General features: G+C 35.5%; 20 protein-coding genes. 13 read left to right on the forward strand and 7 right to left on the reverse strand.

Annotated features, from left to right (window positions below):
• Nucleotides 1-22: 22 nt before the first annotated feature.
• Nucleotides 23-1600, forward strand: a complete 1578-nt coding sequence (locus ND812_RS03040; RefSeq protein ID WP_265374215.1) for an LIC10012 family protein — start codon at nt 23-25, stop codon at nt 1598-1600.
• The gene (locus tag ND812_RS03045; RefSeq protein ID WP_265374216.1) at nt 1581-2468 is read left to right on the forward strand and encodes a helix-turn-helix domain-containing protein; all 888 of its coding nucleotides are present in this window, start codon (nt 1581-1583) and stop codon (nt 2466-2468) included. Before ND812_RS03040 ends, ND812_RS03045 begins: the two co-directional genes overlap by 20 nt.
• Here the strand turns inward: ND812_RS03045 and holA are convergent.
• On the reverse strand, nt 2447-3556 hold the full coding sequence (gene holA / locus ND812_RS03050) for a DNA polymerase III subunit delta (protein WP_265374217.1): 1110 nt from the start codon (nt 3554-3556) through the stop codon (nt 2447-2449). The two genes, ND812_RS03045 and holA, sit on opposite strands and share 22 nt — an antisense overlap.
• A 51-nt stretch (nt 3557-3607) precedes the next feature.
• Here holA and ND812_RS03055 point away from each other — a divergent pair, with 51 nt between their 5' ends.
• On the forward strand, nt 3608-3838 hold the full coding sequence (locus ND812_RS03055) for a hypothetical protein (RefSeq protein ID WP_100725605.1): 231 nt from the start codon (nt 3608-3610) through the stop codon (nt 3836-3838).
• Here ND812_RS03055 and ND812_RS03060 read toward each other — a convergent pair.
• Entirely contained in the window at nt 3822-4397 is a 576-nt protein-coding gene (locus tag ND812_RS03060) for a Maf family protein (RefSeq protein ID WP_265374218.1), read from the reverse strand. The two genes, ND812_RS03055 and ND812_RS03060, sit on opposite strands and share 17 nt — an antisense overlap.
• A gap of 39 nt (nt 4398-4436) precedes the next feature.
• Between ND812_RS03060 and ND812_RS03065 the strand changes: the two genes are divergently transcribed.
• The 3 genes from ND812_RS03065 to ND812_RS03075 are packed head-to-tail and all read left to right on the forward strand — an operon-like array spanning nt 4437 to nt 6057.
• On the forward strand, nt 4437-4679 hold the full coding sequence (locus ND812_RS03065; RefSeq protein ID WP_265374219.1) for a hypothetical protein: 243 nt from the start codon (nt 4437-4439) through the stop codon (nt 4677-4679).
• A complete protein-coding gene (locus ND812_RS03070; protein WP_265374220.1) occupies nt 4676-5413 on the forward strand; it encodes an SDR family NAD(P)-dependent oxidoreductase in 738 nt (245 codons plus the stop codon). The genes ND812_RS03065 and ND812_RS03070 overlap by 4 nt, the downstream gene beginning before the upstream one ends.
• A gap of 11 nt (nt 5414-5424) precedes the next feature.
• Nucleotides 5425-6057 (forward strand): L-threonylcarbamoyladenylate synthase, encoded by a 633-nt coding sequence (locus ND812_RS03075; protein ID WP_265374221.1) that lies wholly within the window; start codon nt 5425-5427, stop codon nt 6055-6057.
• Here the strand turns inward: ND812_RS03075 and ND812_RS03080 are convergent.
• On the reverse strand, nt 6049-7053 hold the full coding sequence (locus ND812_RS03080) for a CapA family protein (RefSeq protein ID WP_265374222.1): 1005 nt from the start codon (nt 7051-7053) through the stop codon (nt 6049-6051). The two genes, ND812_RS03075 and ND812_RS03080, sit on opposite strands and share 9 nt — an antisense overlap.
• Before the next feature lie 52 nt (nt 7054-7105).
• Here ND812_RS03080 and ND812_RS03085 point away from each other — a divergent pair, with 52 nt between their 5' ends.
• A complete protein-coding gene (locus ND812_RS03085; RefSeq protein WP_265374223.1) occupies nt 7106-8812 on the forward strand; it encodes an alkaline phosphatase family protein in 1707 nt (568 codons plus the stop codon).
• A 19-nt stretch (nt 8813-8831) separates the two neighbouring features.
• Here the strand turns inward: ND812_RS03085 and ND812_RS03090 are convergent, their stop codons facing one another.
• The 4 genes from ND812_RS03090 to ND812_RS03105 are packed head-to-tail and all read right to left on the reverse strand — an operon-like array spanning nt 8832 to nt 13036.
• Entirely contained in the window at nt 8832-11024 is a 2193-nt protein-coding gene (locus ND812_RS03090) for a ribonuclease R family protein (RefSeq protein WP_265374224.1), read from the reverse strand.
• 4 nt (nt 11025-11028) lie between these two features.
• Complete coding sequence (tsaB, locus tag ND812_RS03095) at nt 11029-11730, reverse strand: tRNA (adenosine(37)-N6)-threonylcarbamoyltransferase complex dimerization subunit type 1 TsaB (protein ID WP_265374225.1); 702 nt, start codon at nt 11728-11730, stop codon at nt 11029-11031.
• Nucleotides 11727-12185: a tRNA (adenosine(37)-N6)-threonylcarbamoyltransferase complex ATPase subunit type 1 TsaE gene (tsaE, locus tag ND812_RS03100; RefSeq protein WP_265374226.1), complete on the reverse strand. Its 459-nt coding sequence runs from the start codon at nt 12183-12185 to the stop codon at nt 11727-11729. Before tsaE ends, tsaB begins: the two co-directional genes overlap by 4 nt.
• Nucleotides 12182-13036, reverse strand: a complete 855-nt coding sequence (locus tag ND812_RS03105; protein ID WP_265374227.1) for an Hsp33 family molecular chaperone HslO — start codon at nt 13034-13036, stop codon at nt 12182-12184. Before ND812_RS03105 ends, tsaE begins: the two co-directional genes overlap by 4 nt.
• A 75-nt stretch (nt 13037-13111) precedes the next feature.
• Between ND812_RS03105 and ND812_RS03110 the strand changes: the two genes are divergently transcribed.
• From ND812_RS03110 to ND812_RS03135, 6 genes are all read left to right on the forward strand, one after another.
• Complete coding sequence (locus ND812_RS03110) at nt 13112-15094, forward strand: beta-galactosidase (RefSeq protein WP_265374228.1); 1983 nt, start codon at nt 13112-13114, stop codon at nt 15092-15094.
• 21 nt (nt 15095-15115) lie between these two features.
• A complete protein-coding gene (locus tag ND812_RS03115) occupies nt 15116-16009 on the forward strand; it encodes an LIC_10030 family protein (protein WP_265374229.1) in 894 nt (297 codons plus the stop codon).
• A 9-nt stretch (nt 16010-16018) separates the two neighbouring features.
• Entirely contained in the window at nt 16019-16861 is an 843-nt protein-coding gene (locus tag ND812_RS03120) for an inositol monophosphatase family protein (RefSeq protein ID WP_265374230.1), read from the forward strand.
• Nucleotides 16862-16967: 106 nt separating this feature from the next.
• The gene (locus ND812_RS03125) at nt 16968-17540 is read left to right on the forward strand and encodes a superoxide dismutase (RefSeq protein ID WP_265374231.1); all 573 of its coding nucleotides are present in this window, start codon (nt 16968-16970) and stop codon (nt 17538-17540) included.
• Between the two features lie 113 nt (nt 17541-17653).
• The gene (locus tag ND812_RS03130) at nt 17654-19063 is read left to right on the forward strand and encodes an anthranilate synthase component I family protein (protein WP_265374232.1); all 1410 of its coding nucleotides are present in this window, start codon (nt 17654-17656) and stop codon (nt 19061-19063) included.
• 9 nt (nt 19064-19072) lie between these two features.
• Nucleotides 19073-19681: an anthranilate synthase component II gene (locus ND812_RS03135; protein ID WP_265374233.1), complete on the forward strand. Its 609-nt coding sequence runs from the start codon at nt 19073-19075 to the stop codon at nt 19679-19681.
• Nucleotides 19682-19693: the final 12 nt, after the last annotated feature.

A 19693-nucleotide genomic window follows, 5' to 3' on the forward strand; every position in this document is an offset into this window, starting at 1 on the left:
ATTATAGACCAATTCTAATTTTATGTCTCGATTCCTATCTTTGCATGTTATTGCATCGTTGCTTATTTTTTTTGCGTTCTTCCCTAAAAATGTTTATGCGAAAGAAATTTCTATCCTGCCTGCTTATATTTCGGGAGAAGTACCACCTGTTCTTGGGTCAAAACGTGAGGCTGGTTATGAATTGTCCCGCCTTTCGCGACATTATTTAAAACGAAATTTTTTTACTGAAATCACTGACCCTAAACTAATAGAAAATTATCTGAATGAAACCGAATGGAATGAAGAAGCGGATCTGAAAGATCAGGATTTTAATTCCTTTTGTAGTGAATGGGATTCTCATTTTGTTGTCCAGGATCAGATTGACTTTGGAAATCCAATCCTAGTAAAAACGGTAATTTTCAATTGTAAAAATTTATCAAAACAAATCATCCAATCTAAATTAATTTCGAATTTTGTTATGGCGTATGAAAAACATAATGAGAAAAGTTTTCGATTTTTACCTCCTCGTTATTATGAGAAAAAAAGCAAAAACCCAGTTTATTACGAGATCAATTTATTCATCGATGTTCATTCATCATACGCCTATTATAAAAAAGACATAGTAAAAAGTTTAAACTCGATGTATGACCAAGATGGTTTGTACTTGGGTGTTACATTAGTCAAAAAAGACAAAACCCTCACTATACCTCCTACCAAAGAACATGCTGAAATTAAAAAAATTATGGAAGAAACAGGGTGGCAAGGATCAAACCAATCTGAATCTGTTTTAGGAGCATTACAAGGTTTAAAAGGTAAATTTTCGACTGGTAAAAAAGAATCTAGAAAATTGTTCCTTTTACTTTCCTCTAGTGTAAAAGACAAATCTGGTTCTATCATTATGGCACTCAATGATCTCCGTCATATGGAAATCGAACCAATTATCTTAATTCCAAATCATTCAGATCTTTCGACCATTCGTGAATTGCAGAGAATAGGGAAGGCAAGTAATTCCAGAATCGTTGGCATTACAGACTACCAAAAAATTGGAACACAAGATGGATACGAATACTTATACTTAAACCAATTTAATGTATATTCATCACAAGAAGAGTTACAATTTCCATTCCAATGGAACCAAAACAATATCAAAAAATATGACGCTTCTCTTGTAAGAGCAGCAGTGGATGTTGTCACTCCTTATAATCTTTATATGGCATATGAGAAAATCAGTGAAAAAAGAGTTTTGGAAAAGGAAGAAATTAAAACTGATTTAGAATCCATATTAAGAATGGAATCTAACTCTGAGTTGTTAGAAAAGGATAGATTCCAAACGGTACTTGTTGAGTCAAAAGGAGAAGCCATTTGGATCCAACTACCTTATGATGTGCAAGTAGCAAAGGGAAAGGAATACCTAATCCAAACTACCTTTGTATTGGACCCATTATCAACTTGGGGGATTAAAAATGTCCCAGCAGAAACTAACTTGTTAAAAACAAATTATTCTTATCCGAAAACTTTGATGGTAAAACCCTCTCAGGCTAAAAAGTTTTTAGATGTAAATAAAATTAGAGAATTTAATGGATATCTACAAGGAACAGTGAGTGTCATTAAGAAAAGATAAGGCTAATCTTGAGTGGATAACGAAAGGTTCTGACATTGAAAAAATCAAAAAACAATGGTTAGAAATTTCGAACTCTACATTGCCTATCTTAATCGTTGGGGACAGAGGAATCGGTAAATCTTTTTGGATTGAAAGAAGTTTAGAAAAAAGAACTATTCCTGATTCTTCTATTATCTCCTTTGATTTTTCTTATTCGTTTTCATTTGAACAAAACTTAGATAAAATAAAGTCTTCTAAACAGAATGTAACGGTTGTATTAGATTGGTTAACAAAAGCCAAAAAAGAAGAGATCGTTTTGTTACAACAGTGGTGGAAGGCTGAAAAATATAACGAAAAATCAAAAGTATATTTGTATTGGGAAATTCATTCGGAAGAAATGGAAATCCTAAATCAAAAGAATATATATTCTGATTTTTATGAACAGTTTAAATCTTTTCGTTTTGAATTACCAAATTTAAAAAAAAGGGTTTCGGAACTACCACTATTCGTATATGAGTTTCTGTCTGAAGCGAATCAAAGTCTCAATAAAAAAGTATCAACTTTAGATGAAGATTTTTTTGTCTTTTTTAAAAACAAAATATTTAACCGAAATTATACGGAATTAAAGGATCTCATCTTTGCTTTGGTTGGATTTTCTTCCGGAAAACAACTCCATTGGAAACAGATTCCACCTCACTTCTTCGAAAATTCATTATCTGATTTGAATATCTTACCTGGCATTAGCCTAGAGCAATATGAAAAGGAAATCATTAAGGCAAACTTAATTTATACAAAAGGTAATCGAGAGAAGGCTGCAAAACTATTGGGAATTTCTGAGCGTAACTTGTATCGGAAATTACATGAATTTCAATTGGAAGATTTATCTTGAAGGAGAGAAAACAAATGCATGATCTTTTGAATGAAGTAGTTTTTACCTTCTTCATCTCTCAAACCTGATTTAAATTTTATATTCATCTCAATCACAATATCATAAAATTGGTCCAATAATTTATCCGTAAAATTAGCAGAGTCTGTTACCAATTGACGCCTTACGAAATTTTTTCGCGCTTCTGAAAAACTAGAAGTTTTTAAAAGTTCATCCATAATTGGAATAGGCACTTCACCATTATGCCTGGAACGAATCACTTTTATTTTTCGGATTTCATCCAACTTATAAGTAAGCCTTGTTAAAAAGTTTAATATTTCAGAATTCTGATCATTGAATTTAGTGAACTCTTTGAAAAAATCGACCTTTCGTTTTTGAATCAAAGACTCAACTAATACATTGGTATTCAATTCATTTTGACTGAATAACACTGTGTTCACATCATCGATTGTAAATTTTGAACGGTGTAAATACTGTTTTAATTTTTTTACACTTTTGATGTAAGCACCAACATTTGCAGGAATTCTATGTATAAATTCCTCACTTGCATTTTGTTCAAAATGAACTTGCTCTTGCTCACATACTTCCTTAAAAATTTTTGGATAATCATTTGGGTATAAGATTTTTGTTTTAAAAAAACTCAAAGTTCCTTGGAACAAATCGATTAAATTTTTAGGGACATCTTTTCCATCGTAATGGATGAGGGTGTAAATCTCATCGGAAACAGAAGTGATATTCTTTCGAAAACCAGAGGCAAAGTCTTTCCACTCATTGGTTGTTTTGGTATCTAAAATGGGTTTAAAGAGTGCAGTAGCATTTTTGATGATGATTAGTTTTCTTGGGTAAAACATATCAGGAGTAAATAGTTCTGCAAATAATTTGGCCTGTTCGCCAGATTCCGATACAATCAAAATGACTTCAAAATCACCCAAAGTTTTTTGCAGAGTTTCCCTGTAATGTTCCACAATCAGTTCAAACTCATAAGAATCTTCACCTGCATAAGCGAAGAATTGGGGAATTTGAGCTCCGGGTGTCTTGAATAATTGGAAAAGGGAGTTATATTCTCTTGCTTGGGATTTTTTTGTTTCCATTTTCTTGAATCTGGTCTAATCTAACAACAGGACTGAGGCGATAATCATACTATGGAAATCTCAAGTAATGTGGCAAGAGTTTCAGGATTAGGAGAACCGTATATGTATGTTTCTCCTACATACAACACGCAAGCAGTGGAACAAGTGGAAGCGATCCAATCCCGCTCCTACCAGCCAAAATTCCCAAGTTCTGAAACGAAAAATCAAGCTCAGGAGATCCAATCCACTCCAGAAGCCAAAGCCAGTTACAAACCTGGAAATTTAGTTAATCTTTACGCATAAAACTATCTTCCCACGAATGGATCCAAAGTTCGTGGCGTGCCAAAAAACTACGAAATGGAAATCCTAACACATTCAGATAAGATCCTTTCCACATTTTTACGGGTCCATTTTTATCCTGAATTCCGTAAGAACCAGCTTTATCAAATGGTTTGTATTCTTTGATATAAGTTTGAATTTGCGAGTCATTCCAATCCTTAAATTGGATTAAGGTCTCTTCGAAAAAAAAATCAGTTCCAGAACTATGCTTAATAACAGCACCCGAAAAGACTGAATGTTCTTTTCCTGATAGGTATTTGAGAATTCGAAACGCATCTAATCCATCCACAGGTTTGTGGAAAATTTCATTTTTATGGACCACGATCGTATCACATGCCAAATAAAGATTGTTTGGTTCAAAATGAATTCCCAGTTTAGAGTGAACCATTCGTTCTAAATATTGTAGTGGATTTTCATTTTCATATTGAGATTCGTCTATGTGTTCGGGTTGGATGAGGAATAAAAAACCCAAATCAGACAGGATTTGTTTTCTTCTAGGAGATGCCGATTTTAAAACAAACAATTTCTTGCTATTCCTTAAGGGATATTGTTTAGTTAGTCCATGGTGAGTCCAAGATTTTTTACAATTCTTATATGGGCATTCGTTTTAGTGGTTGGTTGTAAACGGGGTTATTCAGAAGACATTCAAGATTGTAATCCCATTGCTGATTATTATGAAAAGGGAACCCATTATATACGAAGGGATTTAGTAAAAGATGATAATACACTAGACTACAAAAAATTAATGGAAGATACAAAGCCACAAGCTAGCGAATGTTATCCATCCAATCATGAGGTAAAATGAATTTATTTGATGTAAAAGGTAAAACAATTTTAATTACAGGTGCAAGCCGAGGTATCGGAAAATCGTTAGCACTTGGGTTTCGTGATGCAGGAGCCATTGTCTATGGTGCCGGTTCCAAACCAGAATCAATCCATTGGATGGAAAAAGAAGGGATCCATGGTGTTGTCTTGGATGTGAGAAGCGAAAGTTCTGCCTACGAAGTCATAGGTCAAATTAAAGCTAAACATGGCCGATTGGATACTTTAATCAATAATGCAGGTATCGCAACAAATACACCCGCTTCTGGTTTTAAAGAGGATGAATTACAAAACATAGTTCAAACTAACTATGTTGGTGTTTTCAGAAATTGCCAAGCGTATTACAAACACCATAAAAAAGAAGGTGGAAATATCATCAATGTTGCATCTGTCTTAGGAATGGTTGGAAGTAAACTTGCATCTGTTTATTCAGGAACCAAAGGAGCTGTTATCACATTATCAAAAGCACTTGCCATTGAGTGGTGTAATAATGGATACCGAGTGAATGTGATTTGTCCGGGACTGATCGATACTGATATGACCGATATGATTAAGGATAAAGAATTTATTATGAAACAAGTATTAGCTGGAATTCCTATGGGTAGACTAGGAAAACCAGAAGATATTTTGGGAGCCGCTATTTATCTAGCTTCAGACTCTTCTTCCTATATGACAGGACAATGCATTGTCCTTGATGGGGGATTAACTGCTCAATAGCAGAATTTTCTATGATCATTTATCTCCATCCAGAAAATCCTGAAGTTCGCAAACTGAAACAAATTTCAGAAAGGTTGAAGGATGGAGGGATTTATATTTTCCCTACAGATACAGTTTATGCGATCATAGCCGATGCTCATTCAAAGACAGCAGTAGAAAAAATATACTCGATCAAAAAATTGCCAAAAGACAAACCTCTTTCCCTCTTATGCAAAGATATTTCAATGGCATCCCATTTTATCGAATATTTACCTAACTCTGCTTATCGTTTTATGAAACGTGTAACTCCTGGTCCATTTACATTCGTATTAAAAGCGAATAAGAATTTACCAAAACCCTCCATTGCCCATCATAAAGATAAACAGATTGGCATTCGTATTCCAGACCATATATATTTACAAGAGCTTTTAAAGATTCATGATTCTCCTCTTACCTCAACTTCGGCTTTTAGCAATGATGAATTCATAATTGATATAGATGATCTAGATGCAATCTATGGCAATCTCGTTGAAGGAATTGTGGATGGGGGAATTGTAAAAACAGAGTTATCCACCATGATCCAAATTAATGATGATTCAATAGAATTGATTCGAGCAGGTAAGGGCTATGAAGAAATTAAAAACGAAATTCACAATTTAGAATGAATTGATTCCCAATCCAGGAATTTTGCGGATATGTGAATCAAAATCATACATCCGTTTCTCTAAATGTTTTGGTAATTTTGTTGGAAGTTCAAAATTCCTGTATTTGTTTATCGGAATGATTTTATAATCGCGTGGATTGACCCAAACAGGTTCACTTTCAAGATTGAGTATTCTTTTTTGATTTTGATCTCCAATTTCCAAAACAAATGATAAAATAATACCTCCATCCGTATACTGTCTGTTCTGCGCTGAAATGAAGTTTCCTAAAGAATAGGCGATAAGTTTATCTTCATTCGTGTTAGGATCTTGGTGAAAATCTATTTTCTGCACAACATGAGGATGGCCACCGATAATAATATCGGCTCCAGCATCCATTCCAATATTGACCCATTTTTGCTGAGAATGATTGGGAGATTCGTCATACTCATTACCGTAATGATACCATAAGATAATAAAATGAACTCCTTGTTCTTTTGCGAACTTTACATCATTTCGAATTTGATCTTCATTTAGGATGCGGACAATACGCCCATCACGAACAGGAATTCCATTCGTAGAATATGTATAATTGTAAATTGCAATTTTTATCCCATTAACATCCTGAATTAAATCTTTTCGTTTCTGGAAATCTTCAGGAGAAACATAAGAACCAATTGGAATCATATTATACTCAGTTACTTTCTGGATTGTGGTGTCGATTCCGTAAGATCCTTTATCAGCTGAGTGGTTATTTGCAGTAGATAAAATATCAAAACCAGCATTCTTTAAACCATTCAAATATCCAACAGGAGTTCCGAATCTTGGATAACCTGAATATTCATTTGATTTCTCAGTAATGGTAGTTTCTAGATTACCTAATGTTAGATTTGCATTTTGTAAAGATTCTGCAACATATTCGAAACTTTTAAAGGAATCATATGTTTTAGTTTTCACATCAAGATAAGAAGTGATCTGAGAAGAATGGCACATTAGATCACCGACAAATTTAATTCTCACTTGCCGAATGGGCGTAAAATCTGGAAGAGTGTAGCAAGAAAGGAATGAAACTGTGAATAATAGTGTGAAGGAAAAATTATTTATCTTATTTGCCATTGGAATTTATTTTATACTATCTAGTTGCAAATGGGAACAGGACTATAAACGCGCAGCTTTTGTTTCCATGCAACCTGATACAGATCTGATTCTTGCACCTTATCCGTTTAATATATTTGATAGGGAAGCAAGAGACGCAATCACTCTTTCACATTATTCAAAAGAAGAAATCAAAAATATCTTAGCAGAACATGAACTATCATGGGACCAGCTCAATTCTGATTGGAATTTAGATACTGAAGAGGAACATTTTTCAAAGGAAGTCAATTATACTTCTCACTATACACAATACTCATACGATACTGAAATTCCAATTTGGATTTATGGACCAAAATGGTTTGAAAATGGAGTGTATTCAGATGAAATTTTCCAACAACACATTCCATCTATTTATGCAAAAATCTTAAATTATAAATTTATAAATCAGATACCTTTACATGCTTTTAATAAGATTTTTAAAAATACAGATGTAAAACCAGAAATCATTGTTACGATTGTTGTAGACCAGGGTGGTAGACAACTCTATAAGGCACACAAAGGATCTTATCCATTTTTGGAGTCTTTGTCTTCAAATTCAACTTACTTTAAAAAGGGAAAAGTAATTCATTTAGAATCCCATACAGCGGTGGGACATATGGCGATCGGAACAGGAACTTTTCCTAAAGATGCAAAAATCTTCTCAAATGAAATTTATACCTATGTTGAAGGTAAAGTGAACCATCGACCAGTTTACCAAGGAATGAATAAAAACTTTGATTTAAGCGAATTACAATCTGCGAGTTTTTCTGATGAGTGGGATCTATCTCAGAATAATCTTCCAGTCATTATTAGCCATTGTTATGCGAATCGTGCTGCTGTTGGAATGGCTGGTCACGGTAAAGAATACAAACAAAGTGAAAGTGCAAGCCAATCAGTCACTCCAGATGCTGATTATGTATATTGGCAAGATGCGAAAAAATTAGCTTGGTCAACTTATTCCAATGCGTTCCAATTACCTTTGGCTTCACAGAAATATAATCTGTATTCATTTTATTTAGAAAATAAATCTTCAATCAAGACACATTTTGATGCAAAGGATCCAATTGACTTACTTTCAAAAATTCACCATTTCCAAGCTTCTGAATTCCAGGTAAAAATGGATGGTGCTTTATTTCGAGATACAATCGAGGAAACGATATTAAAACAAAACAAACATACAGATGGAATCACTGACTTAGCATATTTAACATTAAAAGCAACGGATGCTGTTGGTCACTTGTATGGGTGGGAAACTCATGAGGCAAAACAAGTTTTACATGCAACAGATAAAGAAATTGAAACAATCTTTGAATTTTTAAGAAAACACTATGGCGATAAATTTGTTTTGTTAATTACGGCTGATCATGGTGCAGCTCCAATGCCGGAAATATCCAATGGACTCTTTTTAACCCATGAAACATTTTTTGCTAATGTGAATGAACTTCTTCCTGAATCTGAAAGAAACAAAGTTTCGCTTATCAATTGGGTCACCCATTCGCAATTATCATTAAACAAAGATTTGATGGAACAATACAATATAAGTGAAGATATGATCATTGATAAAATTTTATCAATCAAGGTGAAGGATAGGAAATTTTTCAGGAAAATTTGGAGACGAAATGAAATACCGAATGTATCCTTTTAGGATCCATTCGGTAAAATATTTATTTTTTCTTTAAGGTAGGTTCATCCTTTTTAAAGTCTTTGAGTTTTAAAAATACTTTGATTTCCTCAAAGTCTATTCGATCCAAACTAACAGTCACAGGATCTCCGATAAAAAAGATTTTTGAATACTTTCTAGAATAGAAGGAAAAATCATTTTTGATCACTACTTCAAACTCATCAGTAAACTCTGATTTATCGAGCACTCCTTCCAAATTTGAAATATCAAGTTCCACAAAGATTTGAGAAGGCCTTATTCCAACGATAAATCCTTTAAATTCTTTGATCCCAGTGGATTCTAAATAACGAAATGACTTAATTTTAACAATGTCTCGCTCTGCATCAGCAGCACGTCTCTCTTCTTCAGAACAATGAAGTCCCATAACAGCAATTTCATTGTCTGAATATTCTTTTTCACCTTCGAGTAATGTTGCATGCAGAACTCTATGAACGATTAGATCAGGATAACGTCTGATGGGAGAAGTGAAATGGCAATAGTCTTTAAATCCTAATCCCCAATGTCCAAGTGGGTCTGCACCATAATACGCCTGCATAAAACTTCGGAGGAGTAGATAATTGAAAATTTTTCCGACGGAATTATCTTGGATTTCTTTTACTGCCTTCATGATTTCCGCATAACTCGTATCATGGATTTGTACATTGTATCCATTCAGTTGGAGAAAATGATTCAATGTTTCAAGCTTTTCTTCATCCATTGGTTCGTGGATTCGATGAAGAGTTGGGATTTTCTTTTTTCTCAAAAATTCATCTACTTTTAAGTTTGCGGATAACATGAGTTCTTCAATGAGAATATGACTTGTAAGTCGCTCTCTATTCTCTATTCCAATCGGTTCTTTTCGTTCATTCCATGTGATTGTTGTTTCGCGAAGATTTAAATCAATCCGTCCTGTTTTCATCCGTTGTTTCCGGAGAGCATCAGTGAATAAAGAAACTTGGTACATCCAATTATTTGGATCTTGGGCTTTGATTTCCTCTTCCGCCATCTCATAGGTATAACGTTGTTTCACTTTAATGATGGATTTATAAAATTTTGCGTTATAAATTTCACCAGTTTTACTTGCTTCCATCTCGACCGTGAACGCCAATCGATTGGTATTCGCAACGAGACTGCATAGGTCTTCTGAAAGAATTGGAGGTAACATTGGAACTACACGGTTAGCTAAATATACCGAAGTTGCTCTTTCATATGCTTCTTTATCTAAAGCTGATCCTTTCTCTACATAATAGGAAACATCAGCAATATGAATCCAAATTCGCAGTCGATTTCCTTCATCGACAAAACTGATAGCATCATCAAAATCCTTTGCTGTGATTCCATCAATTGTGACGGCATATAAATCGCGGAGGTCAGTTCGGCTATTCCAATCGGAGACTGTTTTTTCTGATACTTCCTCAGGAAAATCTAAAGGAATAAAATCCGGATGAACTGGATCATAATTGTATTTCATTAAGATCCTTTGTAAGTCAGAATCTTCCTTTGTATCCGATTCAAAACGTATAAAACTTACATCGTAAAGGTTGTCTTGGGGTTCTGCACCTTCTTTTAACTTAACTATCAATACATCATTGATATTGATGGCATCAAAACTATCCTTCAGGATGGATTTAACATGTAAGACTCCTTCTTTTCCCTCTCCTAACATATCTAAGAAATTTCCAAACACAAATTTGTTTGTTTTTTCTCTTACCTTCATTCGGTAGAGAATACGACCTCTTTTGAGAACTTTGGTTACTTCTGCTTCTAAACGATCTTTTTTACCAACACCAAGTGGGATTACTTCTACTTTGTCACCTGTGATCGCTGTGTTTGTGAGTGGCCCAGGGACAAAAATTTCATTTTTGGAGGGTAAGGAAATAAAACCATCACCACGTCTTGAAATTGAAATTCGACCAGTAAGTCGAAACGGATTCGCAACAGTGAAATACTTTTTGTTTGGGATGAGTAAACCCTCTTCCTCTAGAAGGTTACAAAGTTGATCGATGAGAAATTCGATTTCCTTTCTTGGAACTTTTTCTTTTCGTTTAAAAGATTTTACTTTTTTTGAATTTGGGTCGGGTCGTTTGAATTCACTAGATTCGGTGAATTTTTTTTTGATCTCTTGTCTTGTGATATCTTTACCAGCTTTTTGGTCTAGGTATTCGATGATTTTTCTTTGTATTTTATAGGTATCCATAAATTCATTTTTGATCTACATATGTCCCACGGATGTAATTGGGAAGGAGTGTTAAATAAGTATAATCATTAAGGTTAGATTGTTTCATTTGTTCGAAACTATATTGCAGTATAGACGATAAATTTAGATTTGTCGCTTCAATTTTTATAGCATCTTTTGGATAAAAACTAGGCAATATTCCCGTATAGTACCAATTGTTAGGTGTTATTTTCTCAGTTTCTAGCCAAAGTCTGATTTCCTCTGGAGTTTGGTCTTTTGTTTCACTAAAAAAAACACCATCACAAAACTTTGTATAGTATTTCCCTTGTTTTCCATCTAAACAAATGATCGATTTTTGGTTTGTATATTGATTTGGATTCTGGAATTCAATTTGAGAATTGTTTTCTTTTAATCCAATTAGATAGAAATGAGCCGTATCGAATCCCATTACAGGAATTTCCCATAATTGTCCTAGATCTCTCGCTGTCGTCACTGTGATTCGTATTCCAGTAAAGGATCCAGGACCATTGGGGACTATGATGATATCAGGTTTTTTGATTTGGGCTTGAGTAAGTACTTTTTGAATCATTTCTACCAAACGATACGAAGCTTCTTTTGGTGAGGTTTCCATGATCTGTGCATCGATTTTCATATTCGAAAATCCATCATTGGATCCAACTAAAACTTGAATCCAATCTTGTGTTGTATCAAAATACAATAGATTCATCTAACTTCCTCAGACGACCATTCGATGGTATAGGAACGATTCTCAAAATTCTCTGATGTGATAGTGATATAAATTCGATTTTCCTTTGGGAGGAGGGTTTCGGCCTTTTGCCACCATTCAATGGCTGTTACATCTTCTTTCCCCCAGATTTCTTCAAATCCCAAATTCTCTAATTCGTCCAAAGAATGAATTCTGTATAAATCAAAATGTACCAAACGCATCTTATGCGAATCATAAATATTATAAAGTGAAAATGTAGGAGAATTGATTGAACTATTTGTTCCATAACGGGAAAACCATTCTCGAATGAATGTAGTTTTTCCCGCACCCATTTCGCCCGAAAATAGAAGGATAGGTTTTTTTCCTTGGATTAGAAAAGAATCGATGATGGTGTCCAAAGTAGAAAAAACAGGTTGTAACTCAGATTCTCTCAATGAGAGAAAATTCGATTTCATTGTTTAAAAAATTTCTCCACATCGAAGGAATCAAATTGGTAGGCTGTTCGACAAAATTCACAAGTGATTTCGATTTTACCCATCTCATCGATGATAGAATTTGCTTCTTGTTCCCCTAGAGATGCGATGATATCAGCAACTTTATGCCTAGAACAATCACATAAGAATTCAGGTGTCTCTTTACTGAGAACTTCCAATGAAGAACCAATTTCTTTCTCCAATGTTTCTAACATCGAATCAATCCCAAGATTCCAAAACGCTTCCTTTGTAATAAGTGAATCAATTTTATTTCGTAAAAACACAAAACTTTCTTCAGTTGCTTCTGGCAATGCTTCAAAGAAAATACCTTTTGCGGAAAAATCATTTCCTGGAAAATCAAAAGGTGTTACATCCATACCTACTAAAGCTCGGATCTGTTCTGATTCAGTGAGGTATTTAATGAAGTTAGCTTCAAACGTATCTTCTATCAAATTGGTGTAGGATTGATAGGTATCGGATTCATAATCCCAACGGATGACTTTCATAATCCCTTGGCCCAAGATAAATTCGTTACGAATGTCTCCTTCCGCATGGGTTGTCGAATAAGCAACGGATTTCATTTTTCCATAACGATCACTATAGGCTAATGCTTGTTTATTGGATTCATCTTTCCATTGGATGCTGACTTTCTGTTGGTTCTTCGTCATTTCCGCGAGGAATAGGGCTCCCATCATGGTTTTGGATAAAAAAACAGACATTTCTTTGTTAAGAGAATGTAGAAACATAGGTTCCTTAGCTGTTTCGGTTAGATTTACAATGGTAAATCGGTAATGATGAGTATTGGAGATTCCTAAAATAACTTTGTCAGACATTATTTGATTGAAAGGGGTGTTTTCTGATTCAGTCTGTGTCACAAGATAGATTCTGCAATCGCAAAAAGGAAAAATATGATCTTTGGAGCCTGTTATTACCCAGAACAATGGAACCCTAAGGACTGGGATGAAGACCTTAAAATCATGAAAGAAATGGGTCTTTCATCGGTTCGCCTCGCAGAATTTGCGTGGGGAATCATGGAACCCCAAGAAGGTAAATATGATTTTTCCTTGTTTGATGCAGTTTTAGAAAAAATTCAAAGCCATGGTATGACTGCTATATTAGGCACACCTACGGCAACGTTCCCTCCTTGGTTGTACCAAAAATTTCCGGAAATTGTACAAGTTTCAAAAGATGGAATCATACGCGGGATCGGTACAAGACGCCAAGCTTGTTTTTCATCTCCTGCTTATAAAAAAGCTACAGAACGAATTGTCACCGCGATGGCAAAACATTTTGGAAACCATCCTGCAGTTATAGGCTGGCAGATTGATAATGAACCTGGTCATGAAGGATCAGATGTAGATTATTCAAAACTTGCAGAAAAAAATTTCAGAGTCTGGTTAAAACAAAAATATAAATCTTTAGACTCGTTTAACAAACGTTGGGGGAATATTTTCTGGGGTGTGATTTATTCAGATTGGAACCAAATCCCACTCCCGGGTGCACATGTAGCGAGTAATTATAATCCTGCAATGATCCAAGACTACTACCGTTTTCAATCAGATGAACTAGTCTCCTACATCCATTTTCAAGCGGAGATCCTTCGTAAGTACAGCAAAGGAAAACCACTCACTACTAATTTATATCCTTCACCTTTTTTACCTGTGACAGATATGTACGAAATGTTCAAAAAACTAGATTATGTGTCTTGGGACAATTATCCTGTTTGGGGGAACCAACAAGAACCATACCCTCATCCTTTGGTCACCGCCACCCAACAATATTCACGAGGACTTAAAAACAAACCATATACAGTGATGGAACAATTCTCAGGTGTACAAGGCCATGATACGTTAGGTTATCTACCACCTCCTGGCCAAATTGGACTTTGGTTAACACAAGCGATTGTCAATGGTGCCAATCAAATTTATTTTTTTCGTTACCGCACTGCAAGGTTTGGACAAGAACAGTTATGTTATGGAATTTTAGATCATGGGAAACGAAAAACTTCCAAATACTATGAACTCAAACAAACCATAGAAGATATCAAAGAATTTGCGGAAGATGTTGCTGATTCACCTTACCCAGCAACGGTTGCGATCCTACATGATATTGAAAACTCAAGAAATTATAAACACCAACCATTAAGTGATGGCCTTCGTTTTGCGCCAGTTCCATTTGCTCAAGTGGGATATGATATAGAACTTGCAACTTGGTTTGCTGGTACGAATGTATTAAATGTAAATGCACATTCATTACCAATTCATGCCGATATGGATTGGTCAAATTACAAAGTTCTCACACTTCCTCTTTATACAATGTTCGATCCTACGATTGTTGAGAAATTAAAATCCTATGTGAAACAAGGTGGAACATTGGTTTTAGGGTATCGATCGGGAATTAAGGATAAAGACCACTGGATGGTAGAAGAACCTGTTCCTGGTGTGTTTGCTGAGATGGCAGGAGTAGAAGTATTTCAATTTGAAGCGCCTGCCACAACTAAGGTAGGAATTCGAATGGGAGTTTGGCCATTAAAGGGTTCCAAATTTTGCGAAATTTTGGAACCAAAAACGGCAAAAGTTTTAGCACGTTACCGTGACAAAAAGAAATTCTATTCAGGAAAACCAGCCATCACAGTGAATCAATTTGGAAAAGGAAAGGTCTATTATGTAGGAACTTCCTTAACGCCTGAAAGTTTTGTCCTTCTCTATCGTCGGATTCTGAAAGATGCAGGAGTTCGATTTGGTTTACTTGGTTCCACAATTGAAAGGCATATCCGAGAGGGAAAACGTTTTAATTATGAAATTACAATGAACCATTCGAATCAATATAAATTGGCTGGTTTATCTATCTTAAAACCTTTTGGATATAAAATCAAAAAAATTGAAAAATAGAATCATATTTGAAAACGAGAAATGAAAGTACAAGATTATAGATCCATCAATCGAATGTTGGGAGATGTTTCAGGAAAAAATAAAGTCGGGGATGTTTATGTAGATAATTTACATTCACCTTACATTCAATTTTCTGATCGTTTTACAATCCATGGAACATCTATCACGGATCCAGAGTTTGGTGATATCAAGGATTTTGTTCAAACTGTTATTAAATTTTTACCAGAAGCAGTTGAAGGTACAAGTTTGTTACCTGAACCGAGGCCAAAACGAGAAACTGGTAAATTGTTTTTTGTCAGGCCAATGATGTTTGGACCTTACCAGTTTTTATATGTATTTTCTGTTGATATGTTATATTTGGGTGGTGCCAAATCAGAGGAAGTCAAACGAGCTGGTTCTCAAAATATGACACCAACGATTGTAACAGATCGATTGTATTTTCAGGTTAAGGTTATACCGATTAAAACGCTTAAGGAAGAGGGCGAAAACGTTCTTGATTTTGAAGCGAAACGATTCCAAGGAGGAGAGTTTCGTGTTGAATCTGAAAGAGACGAAAACAAACCAATTCGGAAATTTTCTGAAATTTTTGATGAAATCGACTTTTCTGATACCGAATCTAAAATCAGAGAAGAGTTAGGAATCACGACAGACATTTGGAAATTGGGGAGGATTTATAGTCCTATTGGTATTGATTACCTTTCTCTTTCGTTACGTTTTTTAAATCCAAGTCTTCCAACGACAATTTACCAATTTAAGAAATTTTATCAAATCTTAGAAAATACAAACCAAACCATTCCAGAAGAAACACTAAAATCTTTTCATGAATATCTTTCTTCCTTCGAAGTTGAAAGAACCGTTTCTAAGTCTGGGAATATTTTATGGAAAGTGAATCAAAATTTAACCGATAATGGATAAGTAATTACAATGGGTATCTCTTCACCAACGATCAATTTCCCTGTCGATGAGACAATCAAACGCATCGAGTATGTTAAAGCAAATGCCATGGGAATCATCCATGAAGCTAAAAAAATCCAAAGAGAAGTATCTGCGATTAGATCTGATACAGATGCAGATGAAAAAGAAAGAATTGATGCCGCAGATGGAAAGTTAGGTGATATTCTCATTCGATTTTTACAGAAATCCTTTCCCAAAGATGGAATTCTTTGCGAAGACAAACCACCCATCGATGGTGGAGAGTTTAAATGGGTTCTCGATCCTGTGGATGGTTCCATGAATTTTGTGAGAGGACTTCCTCTCTATGCAATCTCTTTCGGTTTAGAACACAGAGACACACCGGTCGGAGGAGTGGTGATTGTCCCACCTCAAGAATCTGTGTATTCCGCTGTGATGGGAGAAGGTGCCTTTAAAAATGGCGAACCAATTGTCACATCGCGTGTTTCGGAACTCAACCGTGCTATTTTTTCTCCCAACCTTCCTACCAAAAGAGCCCACATGATCCAAGAGATTATGGCTGATTTGTCGGGATTTTTGACCTATGCACGTTCCTTTCGCCGAACTGGTTCCTTTGTTTTGGATGTGTGTTTCATTGCAGAGGGAGTTATGGATGCCATTTGGGAAAAAACAGTGAAACATTGGGACGTTTCAGCGATCTCTGTCATTTTATCAGAAGCCGGTGGGAAATTAACTGACTTAAATGGAGTTCATTACTATACAGGACTTCCTGAGTTAGTAGCATCCAACGGGGTCTTACACTCAGAAATTTTAAATTTATTGAAGACAGTTCGTTCTACCGTCAGTCGAAATTGATAGAGAGAATGATTAGAATCATTCTACTTTTTTAGTTTACGATTTGCTTTTGTGAATGAGACTAGAGACAAAATACAAATACACTTAGATCCATCAGGAGACCACCATGGAACATAAACTCCCAGAACTTCCTTATGCAAAGGATGCACTCGCTCCCCATATTTCAGCAGAAACTTTAGAGTTTCATTATGGAAAACACCACCAAACTTACATTACCAATTTAAATAACCTCATCAAAGGTACAGAATTCGAAAATGCAAGTTTAGAAGACATCGTGAAAAAATCCACTGGAGGAATTTTTAACAATTCCGCTCAGGTTTGGAACCATACTTTTTATTGGCACTCTCTTTCTCCAAACGGTGGAGGAGCTCCTAAAGGGGCAGTAGCAGACCTCATCACAAAATCCTTTGGATCTTTTGATGCATTCAAAGAAAAGTTCACACAATCTGCTGTGACAAACTTTGGTTCTGGTTGGACATGGCTCGTGAAAAAAGGCGATGGTCTTGAAATCGTGAATACAAGCAATGCTGGTAGCCCGCTCAAAGATGGTCTGCAAGCCCTTTTAACAATCGATGTTTGGGAACACGCATACTACATTGATTTCCGTAATGCTCGTCCAAAATATGTAGAAGCATTCTGGAATTTGGTAAACTGGGATTTCGCAAACAAAAATCTATAAGTTCAGGATTCTCATCCTCAGCCAGAAAAGGCAGGTTCCGGAATCCGGCTCCTGCCTTTTTTATTTCTAAAATTGATTCAAAATGAATCTTGGTAACAAACATTGAGTACACTATGAGCCAATCACTTCCGAAAATCTCCATTCCTAAAAAACCCAATTACACTTCTTTAAGTTTACCGGAAGGGATCGAGTTTTGGGAACTCTTTCGGGAAATTGAAGAGAAATACGAGAATTGTTTTCTTTTGGAATCAGCGGGAGATAACCAGTACGACTCAAGGTATTCTGTCATTGGATTTGATCCTTCCCATCTGATCAAAGGCGAACCAGGTGTTCTCGAAATTGATGGGAAACCATACAACGTTGAGAATCCCTATTTTGCTCTCCGAAACATTACAGATTATAATTCATTAAGCATTAGTTATGCGGGAGGTTTGGTTGGATACTTGGGTTACCAAAGTATGCAGTTCTTCGAACCCAAATTACACTTAAAACCACATCCTGATTTTCCAGCTATGATCTTCGGTATGTATCTAGATGGCCTAATTTATGATAAATTTACAGGTGAACTCATCTATTTTGATAACGGGAACAATCGCATTGACCTTGTTAAATCAATCCTAGGCTCATTGGAAAAACCAAATACCAAAAAACCAAAAGCAAAAGTTTCCATTGTAAGTGATGGTCTTTCCAAAGACGTACACAAACAAATGGTGGAAGAAGCATTAGAGGAAGTCAAAGCAGGAAATACGTTTCAATGCCAAATTGGTTTTGAAGAAACATATTCAGTAGAAGGTAATCCATTAGCCATTTACGAAACCCTTCGAGATATCAATCCATCACCTCATATGTATTATGTGAAATTTGATAAACGAGTGATTCTTGGTGCAAGTCCGGAATTATTATTCCGATTGAGACAAGGGGAAATGGAATCTTTCCCTCTTGCAGGCACCACTAAACGTGGCAAAGATGCAAAGGAAGATACAATCCTTGCAAGAAAACTTTTAATGGATCCGAAGGAAATTGCAGAACATAATATGTTGATCGATCTCCATCGGAATGATATTGGTCGAGTTGCAAAATTTGGAACTGTAAAAGTGAGAAGAAGGTTTGATATCAAACGTTTCTCACATGTACAACATATCTCAAGTGAAGTGGTAGGTATTTTATCTTCGAAGGAAGATATGTTCTCTGGTCTTGCATCATCCTTTCCAGCTGGGACCTTATCAGGTGCACCCAAAATAGAATCCATGAAAATCATTGAACGAATTGAAAAATCTCCACGCGGGCCTTATGGTGGAGCTGTGGGGAGTTTTGGGTTCAATGGTGATTGTACATTTGCCATTCCAATTAGAAGTTTTTTTGTAAATGATGGAAAAGGATTTGTGAGAGCTTCAGGTGGTATTGTTTATGATTCCAAACCGGAAGATGAATACCAAGAGATCATAAATAAAATGGCATCCGTTCGTAAGGCTTTAGATTTACACAAAGATCCAATACCTACAGAATCAAAAGGAAAAGGGTAGGGAAACAAAATGAAAGTTCTTATCTTAGACAATTACGATTCCTTTACCTATAATTTATACCAAATCATTGGCGAGATTTTAGAAGAAAGAGAAACTCCATTTCGATTGGATGTGATTCGCAATGATGAAAAATCATTTTCTGAAATCAAACAAGCTAACTATGATAAAATAATCATATCTCCTGGTCCAGGCCATCCAGCAGACCCAGCCTATTTTGGAGTGAGTGCTGATATTTTAAAAGAATTAGGAAAAACAACTCCTATCTTAGGAATTTGTTTGGGTATGCAAGGAATGGCTACTGTGTTTGGTGGAGAAGTAGTTCGTGCAAATGTTGCAATGCATGGAAAATTATCTCCGATTGAGCATAACGGTAAGGGTGTATTTTCAGGTCTCACACAGAATATTGAAATTATGAGATACCATTCACTAGTGGCAAAAGAATCTTCTTTATCAAAAGATTTGGAAGTGACTGCTCGTGTTTCTTCAGGTGAAGGAAAAGGTGAGATTATGGGATTACGCCACAAAACCTTTAAAATAGAAGGGGTGCAGTTCCATCCGGAATCCTTTGGGTCTGAAGAAGGCAAAGAACTACTTCGAAATTTTATTAACGGAAGATAATCTAAAAATACG

Origin of the sequence: Leptospira limi, assembly GCF_026151395.1 — a bacterium.
Lineage (GTDB): Bacteria > Spirochaetota > Leptospiria > Leptospirales > Leptospiraceae > Leptospira_A > Leptospira_A limi.